This window comes from Noviherbaspirillum galbum (genome assembly GCF_010974945.1).
Lineage (GTDB): Bacteria > Pseudomonadota > Gammaproteobacteria > Burkholderiales > Burkholderiaceae_D > Noviherbaspirillum > Noviherbaspirillum galbum.
The window spans coordinates 32274-49681 of record NZ_JAAIVB010000079.1 but is presented as its reverse complement, the minus strand read 5'-3'; the positions used below and the strand labels follow the sequence as shown (position 1 = coordinate 49681).

Annotated in this window: 16 protein-coding genes; 10 read left to right on the top strand and 6 right to left on the bottom strand. The window is 64.7% G+C overall.

Annotated elements, in window-relative coordinates:
* Positions 1-11: 11 nt before the first annotated feature.
* Entirely contained in the window at positions 12-911 is a 900-nt protein-coding gene (locus G3574_RS24655; protein WP_163968217.1) for a polyprenyl synthetase family protein, read from the bottom strand.
* Entirely contained in the window at positions 908-1186 is a 279-nt protein-coding gene (locus G3574_RS24650; protein WP_163968216.1) for an exodeoxyribonuclease VII small subunit, read from the bottom strand. Before G3574_RS24650 ends, G3574_RS24655 begins: the two co-directional genes overlap by 4 nt.
* Before the next feature lie 429 nt (positions 1187-1615).
* Between G3574_RS24650 and G3574_RS24645 the strand changes: the two genes are divergently transcribed.
* The 3 genes from G3574_RS24645 to G3574_RS24635 all read left to right on the top strand — a co-directional run bounded on the left by G3574_RS24645 (position 1616) and on the right by G3574_RS24635 (position 4589).
* Entirely contained in the window at positions 1616-2719 is a 1104-nt protein-coding gene (locus tag G3574_RS24645; RefSeq protein ID WP_163968215.1) for an aromatic ring-hydroxylating oxygenase subunit alpha, read from the top strand.
* A gap of 93 nt (positions 2720-2812) precedes the next feature.
* Entirely contained in the window at positions 2813-3736 is a 924-nt protein-coding gene (locus tag G3574_RS24640) for a DMT family transporter (RefSeq protein ID WP_163968214.1), read from the top strand.
* Between the two features lies 1 nt (position 3737).
* Complete coding sequence (locus tag G3574_RS24635; RefSeq protein ID WP_163968213.1) at positions 3738-4589, top strand: sulfurtransferase; 852 nt, start codon at positions 3738-3740, stop codon at positions 4587-4589.
* Positions 4590-4745: 156 nt separating this feature from the next.
* Here the strand turns inward: G3574_RS24635 and G3574_RS24630 are convergent, their stop codons facing one another.
* The 3 genes from G3574_RS24630 to polA all read right to left on the bottom strand — a co-directional run bounded on the left by G3574_RS24630 (position 4746) and on the right by polA (position 9413).
* The gene (locus G3574_RS24630; RefSeq protein ID WP_328804847.1) at positions 4746-5456 is read right to left on the bottom strand and encodes a ZIP family metal transporter; all 711 of its coding nucleotides are present in this window, start codon (positions 5454-5456) and stop codon (positions 4746-4748) included.
* 261 nt (positions 5457-5717) lie between these two features.
* On the bottom strand, positions 5718-6614 hold the full coding sequence (locus G3574_RS24625; RefSeq protein ID WP_163968212.1) for a dienelactone hydrolase family protein: 897 nt from the start codon (positions 6612-6614) through the stop codon (positions 5718-5720).
* A 24-nt stretch (positions 6615-6638) separates the two neighbouring features.
* Positions 6639-9413: a DNA polymerase I gene (gene polA / locus G3574_RS24620; RefSeq protein WP_163968211.1), complete on the bottom strand. Its 2775-nt coding sequence runs from the start codon at positions 9411-9413 to the stop codon at positions 6639-6641.
* Here polA and G3574_RS24615 point away from each other — a divergent pair, their 5' ends adjacent.
* From G3574_RS24615 to G3574_RS24600, 4 genes are all read left to right on the top strand, one after another.
* Positions 9414-10151: an LOG family protein gene (locus G3574_RS24615; RefSeq protein ID WP_163968210.1), complete on the top strand. Its 738-nt coding sequence runs from the start codon at positions 9414-9416 to the stop codon at positions 10149-10151.
* A 111-nt stretch (positions 10152-10262) separates the two neighbouring features.
* On the top strand, positions 10263-10733 hold the full coding sequence (locus G3574_RS24610) for a DUF2782 domain-containing protein (RefSeq protein ID WP_163968209.1): 471 nt from the start codon (positions 10263-10265) through the stop codon (positions 10731-10733).
* Between the two features lie 43 nt (positions 10734-10776).
* Positions 10777-11733 (top strand): homoserine kinase, encoded by a 957-nt coding sequence (locus tag G3574_RS24605; RefSeq protein WP_163968208.1) that lies wholly within the window; start codon positions 10777-10779, stop codon positions 11731-11733.
* A gap of 2 nt (positions 11734-11735) precedes the next feature.
* Positions 11736-12530, top strand: coding sequence for a BPSS1780 family membrane protein (locus G3574_RS24600; protein ID WP_163968207.1), 795 nt, complete (start codon positions 11736-11738; stop codon positions 12528-12530).
* Positions 12531-12589: 59 nt separating this feature from the next.
* On the opposite strand, the gene G3574_RS24595 is transcribed toward G3574_RS24600, so the two are convergent.
* The gene (locus G3574_RS24595) at positions 12590-14875 is read right to left on the bottom strand and encodes a UvrD-helicase domain-containing protein (protein WP_163968206.1); all 2286 of its coding nucleotides are present in this window, start codon (positions 14873-14875) and stop codon (positions 12590-12592) included.
* Positions 14876-14972: 97 nt separating this feature from the next.
* Between G3574_RS24595 and G3574_RS24590 the strand changes: the two genes are divergently transcribed.
* The 3 genes from G3574_RS24590 (at position 14973) to G3574_RS24580 (ending at position 17356) form a co-directional block, all read left to right on the top strand.
* Complete coding sequence (locus tag G3574_RS24590) at positions 14973-15137, top strand: hypothetical protein (RefSeq protein ID WP_163968205.1); 165 nt, start codon at positions 14973-14975, stop codon at positions 15135-15137.
* A 131-nt stretch (positions 15138-15268) separates the two neighbouring features.
* Positions 15269-16129 (top strand): 4-hydroxy-tetrahydrodipicolinate synthase, encoded by an 861-nt coding sequence (gene dapA, locus G3574_RS24585; RefSeq protein WP_163968204.1) that lies wholly within the window; start codon positions 15269-15271, stop codon positions 16127-16129.
* A 54-nt stretch (positions 16130-16183) separates the two neighbouring features.
* Positions 16184-17356 carry an aminotransferase class V-fold PLP-dependent enzyme gene (locus G3574_RS24580; protein WP_163968203.1) on the top strand — a complete coding sequence of 391 codons (1173 nt, stop codon included), beginning with the start codon at positions 16184-16186 and terminating at the stop codon, positions 17354-17356.
* The last annotated feature ends 52 nt before the right edge of the window (positions 17357-17408 follow it).

Here is a 17408-nt window from a genome sequence, read left to right as displayed (position 1 = left end):
TCTTGTTTGCCTTATGCCTTGCGTTGCACGACCAGGTCCGCGATGTCGCGCAGCCGCCGCGCCTTGTCTCCAAAAGGTGCGAGCGCCTCGTGGGCGTCGCGCCGCAACCGTTCCGCCAGCGCCTGCGACCGGTCGAGTCCGAGGATCGACACATAGGTCGGCTTGTTGTCCGCCGCGTCCTTGCCGGCTGTCTTGCCCAGCGTCGACGAATCGGCGGTGGCATCGAGCACGTCGTCGACCACCTGGAACGCCAGACCGACCGCCTTCGCGTAGGCGTCCAGGGCGGCGGCCTCGGCGGTCGAGGGAAGCTTGGCGGCGAGCGCGCCGAGCACGACCGACACCCGCAGCAGCGCACCGGTCTTCATGCGGTGCATCCGTTCGAGCTCGTCCAGCGCCAGCGGCAGGCCCACGCTCGCAAGGTCGATCGCCTGGCCGCCGCACATGCCGAGCGAACCCGAGGCATGGGCCAGTTCGCGCACCATCGCCAGGCGGTTGGCCTCGGCCGCGCCGGCTTCGCCATCGGTCAGCACCAGGAAGGCCTGGGACTGCAGCGCGTCGCCCACGAGCAGGGCCGTGGCTTCGTCGTACTTCACGTGCACCGTCGGCTTGCCGCGGCGCAGGGCATCGTCGTCCATGCAGGGCATGTCATCGTGCACCAGCGAATAGGCATGGATCATTTCCACGGCGGCGGCGGCGCGTTCGAGCATCTCCGGGGCCGCACCGAAAAGGTCGCCGGCCGCGAAGACCAGCAGCGGGCGCACGCGCTTGCCGCCGTCGAGGACCGCGTAGCGCATGGCCTCGTGCAGCCGCGCGGGTGTCTCGACCGGGGCGGGCAGGAAAGCGGCGAGCGCATCTTCCATGCGCGCCTGGACCTGCTTCATCCAGGCGCCGAAATCGGATTGCGATGTCATTCGTCCGCCTCGTCGTCGGTCTGTGCCGTGCCCGCGTCGCCGCCAAACGGGCGAAGCAGATCGCCTTCGAGCACCTTGACCTGGCTTTCCACCTTGTCGAGCTGGCTGGCGCAGAATTTCACCAGTTCCGAACCGCGCTTGTATGCAGCGACAGAAGCCTCGAGCGGCAGCTCGCCGGCTTCCATCCGGGCGACGAGTTCTTCGAGCTCGGCCATCGCCTGTTCGAACGATACCGGCTGACCGGCAGTTTCCGCGGCCATCGCTTTCTTGGACATAGTGAACAAAATTGAAGTGTAGCCCGTTATTTTAGAACAAAGTCTCTTAACCGGCCCGTCGCGGGCCTGCCTTTGCGCAAGGCATCGGCGGGCGCAATCATATCCACCGGGAAAGCGGGTGCATTGCTCAACCACAATGTTTCATCGCGGCACGCGGGCAAATATGGGAAGAAAGACGAAGTTTTTTAGTCCTGGCGCAGATTTTTCCTTGAATCCCCCGGGTCAAACCCCATAACCCAGGCGGAAGCGCGGGGAAGCGGGGTACAACTGCCCCGATTTTCGTTAGATCCTTTTGATTCGAGGTGGAAAAATCGTTGTCTCGGGTATAATCGCCCGTTCTGTCCAAAATTTCCGTTTCATCTTTTTTGAATACTGGTTTTTGCGGATTCTTTCTCTCTTAGGTTGGTGCAAATTAATTTGGGGGTGGGGATGTCCGATCTGGCTCATATGGCCAAGCTCGCGCGGTCCAACGCGCAGCTTCCTGTCAACGTCTACTTCGACGACGCGCTGCTGCAGCAGGAAATCAAACAACTTTTTCAACAGGGTCCGCGCTACGTCGGCCATGAGCTCATGGTTCCGAACGCGGGCGACTATGCCACGCTGGCATGGGAAAACGAGGGCCGCATGCTGGTCCGCGGCCAGCAAGGCATCGAACTGCTGTCCAACGTGTGCCGTCATCGCCAGGCCAAGATGTTCGACGGCCGCGGCAATGCGACCAACATCGTCTGCCCGCTTCATCGCTGGACCTACGACCTCAAGGGCGAGCTCATCGGCGCGCCCCATTTCAACGACACGCCCTGCCTGAACCTGTCGCGCACGCCGCTGCAGGGCTGGAACGGGCTGCTGTTCGAGCAGAACGGCTTCAACGTGGCGCAGGCGATGTCCCGGCTTTCCGTCACCCGGGATCTCGACTTCACCGGCTACATGCTCGACCACGTGGAAGTCCACCAGTGCGACTACAACTGGAAGACCTTCATCGAGGTCTATCTCGAGGACTACCACGTCGAGCCCTTCCATCCCGGCCTCGGCAACTTCGTCACCTGCGACGACCTGAGCTGGGAATTCGGCGAGAACTACAGCGTGCAGACGGTGGGCGTGAACCATGCGCTTTCCCGCTTCGGCACGCCGAAGTACAAGAAGTGGCAGGAACAGGTCATGCAATTCCGCAACGGCGTGCCGCCGCCCTACGGCGCGATCTGGCTCACGCTGTACCCGAACATCATGGTCGAGTGGTATCCGCACGTGCTCGTGGTGTCCACCGTCTGGCCCGACGGTCCGCAGAAAACCACCAACGTCGTGGAGTTCTACTATCCCGAGGAAATCGTGCTCTTCGAGCGCGAGTTCGTGGCGGCGGAGCGCGAAGCCTACATGGAGACCTGCATCGAGGACGACGAGATCGGCATACGCATGGACCAGGGCCGTCGCATCCTGCTCGACCGCGGCGTGAACGAGGTCGGTCCCTACCAGTCGCCGATGGAAGATGGCATGCAGCACTTCCACGAGTGGTATCGCGGCAGGCTGGAGGTTCGCTAGGCGCTTGCCGGGCGCGCACGCGGTTTTGCGCGTATCATTTCCGATTCTTCCCTCATGCGGCCGCCGGTTCGTCCGGCGGCTTTCTGTTTTCCCATGCAATCCCTTTGGATGCTCTTCGCCAGCTTCGCCTTCTCCATCATGGGAGTGTGCGTGAAGATGGCTTCCTCGCTCTATTCCACTTCCGAAATCGTGATGTACCGCGGCATCGTCGGCATGCTGTTCACCTTCACCCTGGTGCAGTGGAAAGGCGGCACCTTCCGCACGCGCTATCCCTGGCATCACGCCTGGCGCGGCTTCATCGGCGTGGTGGCGCTGTGGCTGTGGTTCTTCGCGCTGGGCAAGCTGCCGCTGGCCGCCGGCATGACGCTCAACTACATGTCGCCGATCTGGATCGCGGCCATCCTGTTCTGCGCCGGCTGGTGGAGCGGCCGTGGCAAGTTCGAATGGGGCCTGACCGCCGCGATCCTGTTCAGCTTCGTCGGCGTGACCCTGCTGCTGCGCCCAAGCTTCCAGGCAGAACAATGGTTTCCCGCGATGGTCGGGCTGGTGTCGGGTTTCCTGTCGTCGCTCGCCTACCTGCAGGTGCGCAAGCTGGGACAAATGGGCGAGCCGGAATACCGCGTGGTGTTTTTCTTTTCCATGACCGGGCTGATTGCCGGCATCATCGGCCAGGTCGGCGAACACGGCAACGCCTTCCATGCGCACAGCCTGCAGGGCATGGCGCTGCTGCTGTCGATCGGCATCACCGCGACCGCGGCGCAGATGGCCATGACGCGGGCCTACCGCCTCGGCAAGACGCTCGTGACCGCCAACCTGCAGTACACCGGCATCGTCTTCGCGTCGATGTGGGGCGTGCTGATCTGGGACGAACGCCTCGGCCTGCCGGGCTGGGCCGGCATAGCCATCATCCTCGCCAGCGGCCTCGCGGCGACCTACTACAATACGCGCAGCGCCACCGCAACGGCGGTCAAGCCCACCGTCACCCAAGCGAACGATCCCATCGCCAACGAGGTCTAGCATGCACACCACCCTGATTTCCGCCGAGCAGCTTGCGCAGCACATCCACGATCCCTCCTGGGTCATCCTCGATTGCCGGCACGACCTGATGAACCCGCGCGCCGGACGGGAAGCCTTCGACGCCGGCCACCTGCCGGGCGCGCAGTTCGCCGACACCGACACCGACCTGTCGGACAAGTCGCCCGGCCCGGACGGCGCGTTCCGCGGACGACATCCCCTGCCCTCCCGCGACGCCTTCATCGCCACGCTGCGCCGCTGGGGCGTGAACGACGGCACGCAGGTCGTCGCCTACGACGCCCACGGCGCCATGTTCGCGGCACGCCTCTGGTGGATGCTGCGCTGGGTCGGCCACGAGGCGGTGGCGGTGCTGGATGGCGGTTTGCCGGCATGGCAGGCCGCGGGTCAGCCCTTGGTGACCGAAGTCGCGGCGCGTCCCGCCGGCGGGATCACTGCCAAGGCTTCGCGCGTGCCGATGGTCGGCGTCGATGAACTCGTCGCCAGCCTCGGCACTGGCGGCAGGCTGGTGGTCGACGCCCGCGCGCCCGACCGCTTCCGCGGAGAAAACGAAATCATCGACCCGGTCGCCGGGCACATCCCGGGCGCGGTCAATCGCTTCTTCAAGGACAACCTCGCGGCCGACGGCCGCTTCAAGCCGGCTTCGCAACTGCGCAACGAACTGGGCGCCATCGTCCCCGACGTGGAGAAGGCCGTCATGCAGTGCGGCTCGGGGGTGACCGCCTGCCATAACCTGCTGGCGCTCGAGGTCGCGGGCATGACGGGCGCGAGCTTGTATCCTGGCTCCTGGAGCGAATGGTGCGCTGATGCGAAGCGTCCGGTTGCGACTGGAAGTTGAGGGGTGCTGGTGTCGGGTGCGGGGGATGGGCAGGCAAAATGGGATTCCCGCCTTCGCGGGAATGACAGAGCATTGTAGGGATGACAGAGCGTTGCAAGACGACAGCGGTTAGCGCAAACGCCAGCGGGTCGCGGGACACCCCTCGCTACACTCCCCTCAATGCAAATGCATTCTCCCCGTCAAGAACAACACCACACAAACCCCCACCGTCACAAGCAAGACCTGCGGAATGGTCTCGCGCACCGTCGCCCGACGCTGCATCTGCGGCATCAGATCGCTGACCGCGATGTAGATGAACCCCGAGGAAGCAAACACCAGCACATAGGGAATCCAGCCGCTCGCGCGGTCGAGCATGAGGTAGCCGACGATGCCGCCGACGACCGCCATCAGGCTGCATATCAGGTTGTAAGCGTAAGCCCGGACCCGGCTGAAACCGGCATTCAGCAGCACGATGAAGTCGCCGATCTCCTGCGGGATTTCATGCGCGACGATGGCCAGCGCGGTGATGATGCCGAGGTTGGGATTGGCCAGGAAGGCGGCGGCGATCAGGATGCCGTCGGTGAAGTTGTGCAGGCCGTCGCCCACGAGGATCATCCAGCCGGAGCGGCCGGCCTCGTGCTTGTCATGCCCGTGTTCGTGGCCATGGCCGTCGCCTTCGTGATGATGGGAATGACGCAGGATGGCGAATTTTTCCAGCAGGAAGAATCCGAGCAGGCCGCCCAGCAGGGTGGCAAACAAGGCATGCGTATCCGCGCCAGACTCGAAGGCCTCGGGCAGGGCATGCAGCAGCGAGGTCGACAGGAGAATACCGACCGACAGGCTGACCATGCGTTCGACCATGCGGGACAGGAAGGCGAAGGAAAACACCGCCGCGGCGGAAATGCTGATCGCGCCGGCGATGAGGGTCGCAAGCAGAATGGATGAAAAGGTGGAGTTGATTTTCTTGCCCCTGGCGATACGGTGGCGCCGCCGCGGCCGCGACTTTGCAACAAAGTTGCAAATTAAAGCATAGTCGACTGCTTTCGGCAAACCAAGAATGGGGCTGGACTTGACTTCGCGCAGGCACCGGGGCCTGCGCGAAGTCGCTGCGGACGTGACCAGGCGTGGCCAGCCCGGGATCAACCGGGATCAGCCATTGTCGGCCGCAACGCCGTGCTGCCTGAACCAGGCCAGGCATTTGCTCCAGCCTTCCTTGGCGTCCGCCTCGACGTAGCTCGGCCGGTAGTCGGCGTGGAAGGCATGGCCGGAATTCGGGAACACCACGAATTCGGACTTGCTGCTGCCCTTGGCGAGTTCCGCCTTCATCTTGTCGACGGTATCGAGGGGAATGCCCTGGTCCTTGCCGCCGTACAGGCCGAGCACCGGCACCGTCAGCGAGGCGGCGATGTCGACAGGATGCTGCGGGGCCAGTGCGGTCTTGTCCCCGACCAGGCGTCCGTACCAGGCGACGCCCGCCTTGACCTTGGGATTGTGGGCCGAGTAAAGCCAGGTGATGCGGCCGCCCCAGCAGAAGCCGGTGATGCCCAGCTTGTCGGTATTGCCGCCGTTCGACTTCGCATAGGCCACCACGGCATCGAGGTCGCCCATCACCTGCTCGTCGGGCACCTTGGAAACGACTTCCTTCATCACGTCGGCGATGGCCGGATATTTCGCCGGGTCGCCCTGGCGCACGAAGAGGTCGGGCGCGAGCGCGAGATACCCCAGCTTGGCGAAGCGGCGCGCGACGTCGGCGATATGCTCATGCACGCCAAAGATTTCGGACACCACCAGGATCACCGGCAGGTTGGACTTGCCTTCCGGCTGGGCGCGGTAGACCGGCACCTTCTGCCCCTTGACGTCGATCTGCACCGTGCCCGCCGTCAGGCCGGCGGTGTCGGTCTTGATCATGGTCTGCGCCGCCACGGGCATGACTGCCGCGGCGAAGCCGGTGCCCAGCGCCACCTTCATGAAATCCCGGCGGTCCACGCCCTCCGACAGCGTGGACTTGCCCACGAGGCTATCGAAGTCATCCTTGAAATTCCGCATCTGCTACCTCCATTCGCGAGTTGTTCAGTGTGCTTCTTCCCAATTCCTGCCGACGCCGACTTCGGCGAGCAGCGGCACCTTGAGGCTTGCCACGCCGCTCATCAATTTCGGCAGATTGTCACGAATATACGACAATTCCTGTTCCGGCACTTCGAGCACCAGTTCGTCGTGCACCTGCATCACCATCTTCGATTGCATCTTCTGCGCTTCCAGCCAATCCTGCACCGCGATCATCGACAGCTTGATGAGGTCGGCCGCCGTGCCCTGCATGGGCGCATTGATCGCCGCACGTTCGGCGGCCTGGCGGCGCGGGCCGTTGGGCGAATTGATCTCGGAGAGCCAGAGGCGGCGGCCGAACACGGTCTCGACGAAGCCATGCGCCTTGGCCTCGATGCGCGTGTCCGCCATGTAGCGCGCCACCGCGGGGTAGCGCTGGAAGTACTTGTCGATGTACATCTGTGCGGCGGAGCGCTCGATGCCGAGGTTGCTCGCCAGGCCGAAGGCGCTCATTCCATAGATCAGGCCGAAGTTGATGACCTTGGCATAGCGGCGCTGCTCGCTCGTGACCTCTTCCGGCGCCACGCCGAAAATCTCGGACGCCGTTGCCCGGTGGATGTCTTCGCCGGCGGCGAAGGCGCGCAGCAGGCCTTCATCCTCGGAGATGTGCGCCATGATGCGCAACTCGATCTGCGAATAGTCGGCCGACACGATCACGCTGCCCGGCGGCGCGATGAAGGCTTCGCGGATGCGCCGCCCCTCGGCGGTACGCACAGGGATGTTCTGCAGGTTGGGGTCGTTGGACGCGAGGCGCCCGGTCACGGCGACGGCCTGCGCGTAGTTGGTGTGCACGCGCCCGGTGGCGGGATTGACCATCTTCGGCAGCTTGTCGGTGTAGGTGGACTTGAGCTTCGACAGGCCGCGGTAATCCAGCAGGACCTTCGGCAGCGGATAGTTTTCCGCCAGCTTCTGCAGGACTTCCTCGTCGGTGGAGGGCGTGCCGGACGGCGTCTTCTTGACCACCGGCAGCTTGAGCCGGTCGAAGAAGATCTCGCCGATCTGCTTCGGCGAATTCAGGTTGAAGGGCTGGCCGGCGAGGTCGTAGGCCTGGCGCTCCATCTCGAGCATGCGCACGCCGAGCTCGTGCGACTGGGCAGCCAGCAACTGGGTATCGATCAGCACGCCGTTGCGTTCGATCTTCTGTAGCACCACCGCCGTCGGCACCTCGATCTTTTCGTAGATGAAGGTCAGGCCCTTGTCCTCGGCCACGTGCGGCCACATCGCCTGGTGCAGCTGCAGGGTGACGTCGGCGTCCTCGGCCGCATATTCGGTGGCGCGGTCCAGCGCGACCTGGTCGAAGCCGATCTGCGAGGCACCCTTGCCGCAGACTTCCTCGTAGGTCACCGTCTTGCGGTTGAGGTGGCGCAGCGCGAGGCTGTCCATGTCATGGCTCTTGTGGGACTCGAACACATACGACTCGAGCAGCGTATCGTGCGCCACGCCCTGGATGCGGATGCCGTAGTTCTGCAGCACGTGGCTGTCGTACTTCATGTTCTGGCCGACCTTGCGCTTCTCCGGGTTTTCCAGCCAGGGCTTGAGCCTGGCGAGCACCATGTCGCGATCGAGCTGCGGCGGCACGTCCTGGTAGCGGTGGCCGACCGGAATGTAGGCGGCCTGCCCAGGCGTGCAGCACAGGGAAATGCCCACCAGTTCGGCGCGCATGGCATCCAGCGACGTGGTTTCTGTATCCACCGAGGTCAGTTCGGCGGCGTCGATCGTGCCCAGCCACTTGTCGAGCTGCGCCTCGGTCACGACGGTTTCATAGTCGCTCGTCAGAGGAGCGGACGCCTCGCCGTCGAACAGGCCGGCCTGCGGGTCCGCGCGCGGATGGACCGCGCCCGACCCGGCATGCACCTGGGCCGCCGGCCGCTTCCCGCCGGCTTCGCCGGTCATCTCGCGCAGCCAGGTCTTGAACCCGTACTTGCGGTAGAAGTCGATCATCGCCTGGTCATCCGTGGGCTTGGCCATGAGCGATTCCTCAATGGATCGAACGTGCGGCGCCAGGTCGCAGTCGGTCTTCACGGTCAGCAGGAACCGCGCCTGCGGCAGCCAGTCGAGCGCGTTCCGCAGGTTCTCGCCGATCGCGCCGCCGATCTCGGCGTTGCGCGCGATGATCTCGTCGAGCGAACCGAACTGGGTGATCCATTTCACGGCGGTCTTGGGGCCGACCTTGGCCACGCCCGGCACGTTGTCGACGGCGTCGCCCACCAGCGTGAGGTAATCGACGATGCGCTCCGGCGGCACGCCGAACTTGGCGATCACGCCCTCGCGGTCGAGCGTCTCGTTGCTCATGGTGTTGATGAGGGTGACCTGCCCGTTCACCAGCTGGGCCATGTCCTTGTCGCCGGTGGAGACGATGGCGTTCATGCCGACCTGCGCCGCCTGCACCGCCAGCGTGCCGATCACGTCGTCTGCTTCCACGCCCTCCACGCACAGGATGGGCCAGCCCATGGCGCGCACCGCCTCGTGGATGGGCTCGACCTGCTTGCGCAGGTCGTCGGGCATGGGCGGGCGATGGCCTTTGTAATCCGGATAGATGTCGTCGCGGAAGGTCTTGCCTTTTGCGTCGAATACACACGCGATGTATGCTGCGGGATAGTCGCTGCGCAAGCGCCGCAGCATGTTGATGATGCCGTAGATCGCGCCGGTGGGCTGGCCTTCCGCGTTGCGCAGGTCAGGCATGGCATGGAAGGCGCGGTAAAGGTAACTCGAGCCGTCAACCAACAACAGGGTCTTGTTCATATGGTGTCAAATGGAAAAAACGTGCCGCGATTGCATCAGCTCGCGGACGATGAGCGCGCCACCGCGAAGAAGGCGCGCGAATCATGGCATATGTTGACGATTATGGCAGAGTTTATCGATGCCACCGAAAGGCTGTCCGAACTGCGGCCGGCGGTCTCGGTCTTCGGCTCGGCGCGCATCAAGCCCGGCGATCCCTATTACGAAACCGCCGTCGACATCGCGCGCCGGCTGTCGGATGCCGGCCTGGCCGTCATTTCCGGCGGCGGGCCGGGCATCATGGAAGCGGCGAACAAGGGCGCCTTCGAAGGGAAGTCCGCGTCGGTTGGACTTAACATTGAATTGCCGCGCGAACAGACCGCCAACGCCTGGCAAAACATTTCCATCAGTTTCCGGCATTTCTTCGCGCGCAAGGTCGCCTTCGTGAAGTACGCAGATGCGTACGTGGTGCTGCCCGGCGGCTTCGGCACGCTGGACGAACTGACCGAGGCGCTCACCCTGATCCAGACCGGCAAGTCGCGCCGCATTCCCGTCATCCTCGTGGGCACCCGCTTCTGGGCCGGCCTGATCGACTGGTTCCGCGGCAGCCTCGCGGCCAACGGCCTGATCGCTCCGGGCGATCTCGACATCGTGCAACTGATCGACGAACCCGCGAACGTGGTCGACGCCATCTTCGCCTTCTATGAAGCGCGCAACGACCTGCTTACGCCCGAGAGCAAGGAAGCAGGCGCTTATCTCTAGGAATCCGCAGAATCCGCGGAATGCGCGGGTGCGTTTGATAAAATGACGGCATGGCCGGACCTGCCCCGGCCTGCCGTTTTCTCAACGCAGCCAACGTAGCCCAAGGACATCATGCCTCCCCTCTCCCATCGCCTGGCAACCGGCCTCGCCGCCGGCCTGCTCGCCGGATTTGCCAGCCTGGCAGCCGCCCAGGCGCAACGAAACGACGCGCCGCCCCCGCCCCGCCTCGAAAAGCTCGAGGAAGGCGAACAGCCGGCGGTCACCATCCGCAAGCCGCCGGAGCGGCAGATCGAGGAACGCCGCGCTCCCGGAGGCAAGGTCACCGAAGTCAAGGTGACCAGCGGCAAGAGCACCTATGTCGTGAAGCCGAACGAACCGGCCGGCAGCGCCCAGCCCGGCGACCAGGAAGGCACCTCGAATCGCGGCGCCCAGTGGGAGGTGTTCCAGTTCGACCTGTTCAACCATCCGCGCGATGCCAAGCCGGGGGAACAGCCCGAGCAACCGGCCGCCGGGCAGGCCGCACCCGTTCCGCCGCCGCCCTCGACGCCTGCATCTGCCCCATCAGCGCCTGCAAAGCAGTAAGATAGCGCCCGACCCGACCTTCAGACCACTTTCAATTTCGCTCATGGCAGTTTTTACACCGGTCACCCTTGATGACCTCTCGCAATGGATCACCCAGTTCAACCTCGGACGCGCGCTTGCCATCAAGGGCATCTCTTCCGGCATCGAAAACACCAACTTTTTCCTGACAACGGAAACGGGCGAATACGTCCTGACGATCTTTGAAAAGCTGACGGCGGAGCAACTGCCCTTCTATCTTCATCTCATGCGCCACCTGGCCGAGCGCGGCGTGCTGGTGCCGGCGCCGATCGCCAACCTGGAAGGCGACATCCTGCATACGCTCAAGGGCAAGCCGGCGTCCATCGTCACCAAGCTGGAGGGCGAGTCCCAGCTCGATCCGAAGCCGGTGCATTGCGAGGCCGTGGGCGCGATGCTGGCGCGCATGCACATCGCCGGCGAGAACTTCCCGATGCACCTGCCCAACCTGCGCGGCCTCGACTGGTGGCTGAAGACCACGCCGGTGGTCCTGCCCTACCTGCCGGACGGACCGAAGGAACTGCTGCGCGCCGAAATCCACGCCCAGGACGCCTTCGCCGCCTCGCCTGTCTACCGCGCCCTGCCGCGCGGCCCCATCCATGCCGACCTGTTCCGCAACAACGTCATGTTTTCCGGGGACAGGCTGACCGGGTTCTTCGATTTCTACTTCGGCTGCTGCGATACCTGGCTGTTCGACATCGCCGTGACCGTCAACGACTGGTGCATCGACCTGCGGACCGGCGCGCTGGACCTGGATCGCGCCAAGGCCATGCTCGACGCCTACCATGCGGTGCGCCCCTTCACCGAGGCGGAACGCGACGCCTGGCAACCCATGCTGCAGGCGGGCGCGCTGCGCTTCTGGCTGTCGCGGCTGTACGACTTCTACCTGCCGCGCGAAGCGGAGATGCTCACGCCGCACGATCCGACGCATTTCGAGCGCATCCTCCGCCAGCGCATCGACCATCCCGCCCCCCTCCTGTTCTGACCATGCAAAAACTCCCCGCAAGCGTCGGCTGGCTCTGGGTGAAGGAAGGCTTCTCGCTCTTCCGCAAGCAGCCCTTCGAAATGGCCACGCTGTTCCTGAGCTACATGTTCCTGATGCTGGCGCTGGGCATCCTGCCGGTGATCGGGCAACTGCTGCCGCTGCTGCTGGTGCCGGTGTTTTCCATGTCCTTCATGCAGGCCTGCCTGCAGGTGGAACAGGGCAAGAAGGTCTATCCCAACCTGCTCGTGACCGGATTCCGCTCGCCGTCGCTCGTCCCCTTGCTGAAGCTGGGCGTGCTGTACGTGGTCGCGGCCATCGTCGCGGTCCTGGCCTCGGCGCCGGTCGACGGCGGCCTGTTCCTCGAAGTCATGAGCGGCCGCAAGGCGCTCGACGCCGAGACCCTGCGCGGCTCGAACATGACGCTGGCGATGATGTTTTCCGCGCTGGTCTATACGCCGGCGACCATGGCGTTCTGGTACGCCGCGCCCCTCATCGCCTGGCAGCGCATGGGCGTGGGCAAGGCGCTGTTCTACAGCTTTTTCGCGGTGCAGCGCTCGGGGCGCGCCTTCCTGGTCTACGGCCTGGCCTGGGTGCTGGTCGGCGTGCTGCTGCCCGCCATCCTCAGCAGCGTCGTGGCCTTGATCTTCGGCCGCCTGCTGGTGGTGTCGCTGGTGCTGATTCCGCTGTCGCTGGTGCTGACGGTGGTGATGTACTGCTCGTTCTATCCGACGTACACCCATGTGTTCGGGCGGCCTGGAGAGACGCCGCAGCCGGGACAAGACAAGTTGGAAGCTTGATGTGAGATCCCCCTCCCCTCGAAGGGGAGGGAGCGAGGTAGCCGGCGCGCCTTACACCCTCACGCCTTCGCCACTCTCTCCAGCTTCGCGATATTCAAGTCCAGCAGCTTCATCCCATGCTTGCCGAAGTTGATATGCGCCCGGCAATTCGTGCCGCTGCCCTCGATGCTGACGATCACGCCTTCGCCGAACTTGGCATGGGCCACGCTTTCGCCGATGCGCCAGCCGGCATCCTTGCGGGTGAAGCTCTGCGCGATGGCGTTGACGCCCGCTTCCGGCACGTCGTCCCAGGCGGTCTTGCGCTGGGCGAACCAGCTGTGCTGCTGCACCCGGGGTGACAGCCACTTGAGCGAGGCATCGGGCAATTCATCGAAGAAACGCGAACGCATGTTGTAGCGCGACTGGCCGTGCAGCATGCGTGTCTGGGAGAAGCTCATGTAGAGCCGCTTGCGGGCACGGGTGATGGCGACGTACATCAGCCGCCGCTCCTCTTCCAGGCCGCCTTCTTCCTGCGTGCTGTTCTCGTGCGGGAACAAGCCTTCTTCCAGGCCGGTGATGAACACCGCGTCGAATTCCAGTCCCTTGGCCGAGTGCACGGTCATGAGCTGCAGCGCATCCTGGCCCGCCTGGGCCTGGTTGTCGCCCGCTTCCAGCGAAGCATGCGACAGGAAGGCGGAGAGCGGCGACATGACGGTGGGCAGGGGCGCATCGGCGTCGATGACTTCCACTTCCTCGCCGTCGACCAGCGCCGGCCCGGCGACGGCTTGCGCCTTCGGCCCGGCGAAGGCCGGCGCATCGATGCCGAAGCCTTCCTCGGACACGAACAGCATGGCCGCGCTGACGAGCTGCTCCAGGTTCTCGATGCGGTCCGCGCCTTCCTTTTCGGTCTGGTAATGCGCGATCAGGCCGCTCGCGTCGAGCATCGCCTTGACCACTTCTTGCAGCGGCATGGTCTGGTTCTCGAAGCGCATGCGCTCGACCAGCCTGACGAAGCCGCCCAGCGAACTGCCCGCCTTGCCGCTGACGTGCGGCACGGCGGCGTACAGCGACATGCCGTGCTGGCGCGCCGCGTCCTGCAGCTGCTCGATGGAGCGCGCGCCGATGCCCCGCGCCGGGAAGTTCACCACCCGCAGGAAGGCTGAATCGTTGTGCGGATTGTCCATGAGCTGCAGGTAGGCGATCGCATGCTTGATCTCCGCGCGCTCGAAGAAGCGCTGGCCGCCATACACCCGGTAGGGAATGCCTGCGGTGAACAGCGCGTGCTCGATCACCCGCGACTGGGCGTTGGAACGGTAGAGCACCGCGATCTCGCTGCGCATCCAGCCTTCGTTGAGCAGGCTCTTGACCTCCTCGATCAGCCACTGCGCTTCCTGGAGATCGCTGCTGGATTCGAAAATCCGCACCGGCTCGCCGTGGCCCGCGTCGGTGCGCAGGTTCTTGCCGAGGCGGCGGGTATTGTGCGCGATCAGGGTATTGGCCGCATCGAGGATGTGGCCGTGGGAGCGGTAGTTCTGCTCCAGCTTGATCAGGTTCTGCACGCGGAATTCGCGCTCGAAGGCGGCCATGTTGCCGACGTTCGCGCCGCGGAAGGCATAGATGCTCTGGTCGTCGTCGCCCACCGCGAACACCGCGTTGCTCTGGCCCGCCAGCAGCTTGAGCCACTTGTATTGCAGGTCGTTGGTATCCTGGAACTCGTCGACCAGGATATGCCGGAAGCGCGCCTGGTAATGCTCGCGCAAGGGTTGGCTGCGCGACAGCAGTTCATAGGTGCGCAGCAGCAGTTCGGCAAAGTCCACCACGCCTTCGCGCTGGCATTGCTGGTCGTAGATGTCGTACAGCTCCACGAACTTGCGGTTGTAGTCGTCGTAGGCCTCGACGTCCTGCGCGCGCAAGCCCTGCTCCTTCGCGTTGTTGATGAAATACATCAGGTTGCGCGGAGGATATTTTTCGTCGTCGACGTTCAATGCCTTCAGCATTCGCTTGATCATGGAAAGCTGGTCGCCCGAGTCGAGGATCTGGAAGGACTGCGGCAGCGCGGCGTCGCGGTAATGCGCGCGCAGGAAGCGGTTGCACAGTCCGTGGAAGGTGCCGATCCACATGCCGCGGGTATTGATGGGAAGCATGGCGCCGAGGCGAGACGTCATTTCCTTGGCCGCCTTGTTGGTGAAGGTCACCGCCAGGATGCCCGCCGGCGAGACCTGTCCGGTCTGGATCAGCCAGGCGATGCGGGTGGTCAGCACCCGGGTTTTGCCGGACCCGGCGCCGGCCAGGATCATGGCATGCTGGGAGGGAAGCGTGACGGCGGCGAGCTGCTCGGGATTGAGGTTGTGGAGGAGATTTTGCATCAGGAGATTATAAGCCCGCACCGCTTCCGGCACCCCGGGCCATCATCGATTCGTTCAACGATTCCTGCACCGATTCTGGCGCGAACGCCGGACACGGTTGACGATCCGGCAAGCCTTGGCCATACTTGCCGGACGCCTTGTTATCGACGCCATGATCCACGCCACGCCAACAGCCATGCAATCCATCGTTGCCGCCCCCGGGCGCGGCACGGCGTGCGCGCGCGTCACCGGCAGCAAATCCAAAAAACAGCCGCTCATCTGACCGGGGCGCGCTGTCCCGTCAGGTGGGCTGACAGGACAGCAGGCGCAAAGGCGGATGTCTCGTTCTCCCTTTCCCGGTTTTCCTGCACGCTCCCTGGCGGTGACCCGACGGTCTCAGCTTAGGAGAAATGCATGTCCAGTTTTTCAGGCATCTGGGTCGCTTTGGCGACACCGTTTCGCGATGGCGAAATCGACTTTCCGGCCTTGCGCCGGCTGGCACGGCAAATGACCGACGCCGGCGTCGCCGGCATCGTCGTCTGCGGCTCGACCGGCGAAGCCGCCGCCCTCGACGAAACGGAGCAGCTCGCCGTCCTCGACGCGGTGCTCGATGCGGTGCCCGGCGCGGCCATCGTGATGGGCCTGTCCGGCAGCAACCAGCGCGAGGTGCTGGCCCGGCTCGACCGCATCCAGTCGCGCCGGGTCGCCGGCGTGCTCGTTCCGCCGCCGCCCTACATCCGCCCCTCGCAAGCCGGGCTGCTCGGCTTCTTCACCACACTGGCCGACCGGGCCGAGGTGCCGGTCCTGCTCTATAACATTCCTTACCGCGCCGGCGTGGGCATCGAGTTCGACACCTTCGCAGCGCTCGCCCGGCATCCCCGCATCGATGGCGTGAAGGACTGCGGCGGCGATGCCATGCTGACCATGCGCCTGATCGCCGAGACCGGCCTGCAGGTGCTGACCGGCGAGGACGCGCAACTCCTGTCCACGCTTGCCCTCGGCGGCGCCGGAGGCATCCTCGCGTCCGCCAACCTGCGGCCCGCCTGCTTCGTGCGCGTGCATGCGCTCGCCGCCGCCGGCCGGCTCGACGAGGCGCGCGCCCTGTTCTATCGTCTGCTGCCCCTGGTGCGGCTGATGTTCGCCGAGCCCAATCCCGGTCCGCTGAAGGCTGGGCTAGCGGCGTCGGGATGGATGACGAACGAATTGCGGGCGCCGATGCTTCCCGCTTCGCCCGACCTGGCGCAGCGCATCGCGCGAACGATGGACGCGCTGTGACATGCTTGCCACCGCCACGTACAATTCCCTTATCTTTCTGACAGCGAGGTCAATGTGCCCCCGGAAAACACGCAGCGTATCGCCCCGGACGACGAAGCCTACTGGTCCGGCATCCGCGCCCAGTATCGTCTTTCGAACGAATTCATCAACCTGGAAAACGGCATGTTCGGCGTGCCCGCCGCGCCGGTGCTCGACGCCTGCGCCGCGCACGAGCGCGCGGTATATGCGGAAGGCACGTACTTCCTGCGCAACCGCTATCCGGAGCGGCTGCGGCAGGTGACGCGCAGCCTCGCCGAATTCGCGGGCGTCTCGCCGGACGAAGTGGCGGTGGTGCGCAATCCCACGGAAGGCATGAACATCCTCATCCAGGGCTATCCTTTCCGCGACGGCGACGAACTGCTCATCGGCAACCAGGACTACGCGAGCGTCGAGGAAACGGTGAAGATGATGGCGCAGCGCGGCCGCTTCACCATCAACCAGGTCGTCCAGCCCTTCCAGGTGGACAGCGACGAACAGCTCGTCAGCCTCTACGAGCGCGCCATCACGCCGCGTACGCGGGCCATCATCCTCACCCACGTCCTGCACCGCACCGGGCAGATCCTGCCGGTGGCAAGGATCGCCGCCATGGCAAGAGCGCGCGGTGTGGACGTGCTGCTCGACGCCGCGCATTCCTTCGCCCACCTCGCCTACCGCATCCCCGACCTGGGCTGCGACTTCGTGGTCGGGCACCTGCACAAGTGGCTGGGCGTACCGCTCGGCGCCGGCCTGCTCTACGTGCGCAAGGAAAGGATCGCCGACATTTCGCCGCTGTTCGGCGACGTCAGCCATGCAGCCGGCGACATCGGCAAGCTCGCGCACTTCGGCACCACGCCGCCAGGGCCGGTGCTCGCGATCGAGGATGCGATCGCCTTCCACCTGGCCATCGGCAGCGCCAACAAGGAAGCGCGCCTGCGTTACCTGAAGGATTGCTGGGTGGACCGGGTGCGCAGCTTCCGGCGCATCGAGATGCTGGTGCCCGAGGCATCGGCGCGCTCAGGCGCGATCGCCGCGTTCCGCGTCGCGGACATGGATGGACAAGCTGTGGTGAATTACCTGATGGAACAGCATCGGATCTTTACCTGCGCGCCGGAGCTTGGCGGGGAGCGGTTCGTGCGGGTGACGCCGGCCTTGCATAACGGGCCGGAGGATCTTGAGAAGCTGGTGGTGGCGCTGGAGAGGTTTGATTAGGTTCCCTTCAGACCCCCTCCCCTTCAAGGGCAGGGTTGGGGTAGGGATGGGT

What these genes read in the sequence shown, in the direction of transcription:
- G3574_RS24655 (WP_163968217.1), bottom strand. Translation starts at nt 911, where the DNA reads ATGACATCGCAATCCGATTTCGGCGCCTGGATGAAGCAGGTCCAGGCG.
- G3574_RS24650 (WP_163968216.1), bottom strand. Translation starts at nt 1,186, where the DNA reads ATGTCCAAGAAAGCGATGGCCGCGGAAACTGCCGGTCAGCCGGTATCG.
- G3574_RS24645 (WP_163968215.1), top strand. Translation starts at nt 1,616, where the DNA reads ATGTCCGATCTGGCTCATATGGCCAAGCTCGCGCGGTCCAACGCGCAG.
- G3574_RS24640 (WP_163968214.1), top strand. Translation starts at nt 2,813, where the DNA reads ATGCAATCCCTTTGGATGCTCTTCGCCAGCTTCGCCTTCTCCATCATG.
- G3574_RS24635 (WP_163968213.1), top strand. Translation starts at nt 3,738, where the DNA reads ATGCACACCACCCTGATTTCCGCCGAGCAGCTTGCGCAGCACATCCAC.
- G3574_RS24625 (WP_163968212.1), bottom strand. Translation starts at nt 6,614, where the DNA reads ATGCGGAATTTCAAGGATGACTTCGATAGCCTCGTGGGCAAGTCCACG.
- polA (WP_163968211.1), bottom strand. Translation starts at nt 9,413, where the DNA reads ATGAACAAGACCCTGTTGTTGGTTGACGGCTCGAGTTACCTTTACCGC.
- G3574_RS24615 (WP_163968210.1), top strand. Translation starts at nt 9,414, where the DNA reads ATGGTGTCAAATGGAAAAAACGTGCCGCGATTGCATCAGCTCGCGGAC.
- G3574_RS24610 (WP_163968209.1), top strand. Translation starts at nt 10,263, where the DNA reads ATGCCTCCCCTCTCCCATCGCCTGGCAACCGGCCTCGCCGCCGGCCTG.
- G3574_RS24605 (WP_163968208.1), top strand. Translation starts at nt 10,777, where the DNA reads ATGGCAGTTTTTACACCGGTCACCCTTGATGACCTCTCGCAATGGATC.
- G3574_RS24600 (WP_163968207.1), top strand. Translation starts at nt 11,736, where the DNA reads ATGCAAAAACTCCCCGCAAGCGTCGGCTGGCTCTGGGTGAAGGAAGGC.
- G3574_RS24595 (WP_163968206.1), bottom strand. Translation starts at nt 14,875, where the DNA reads ATGCAAAATCTCCTCCACAACCTCAATCCCGAGCAGCTCGCCGCCGTC.
- dapA (WP_163968204.1), top strand. Translation starts at nt 15,269, where the DNA reads ATGTCCAGTTTTTCAGGCATCTGGGTCGCTTTGGCGACACCGTTTCGC.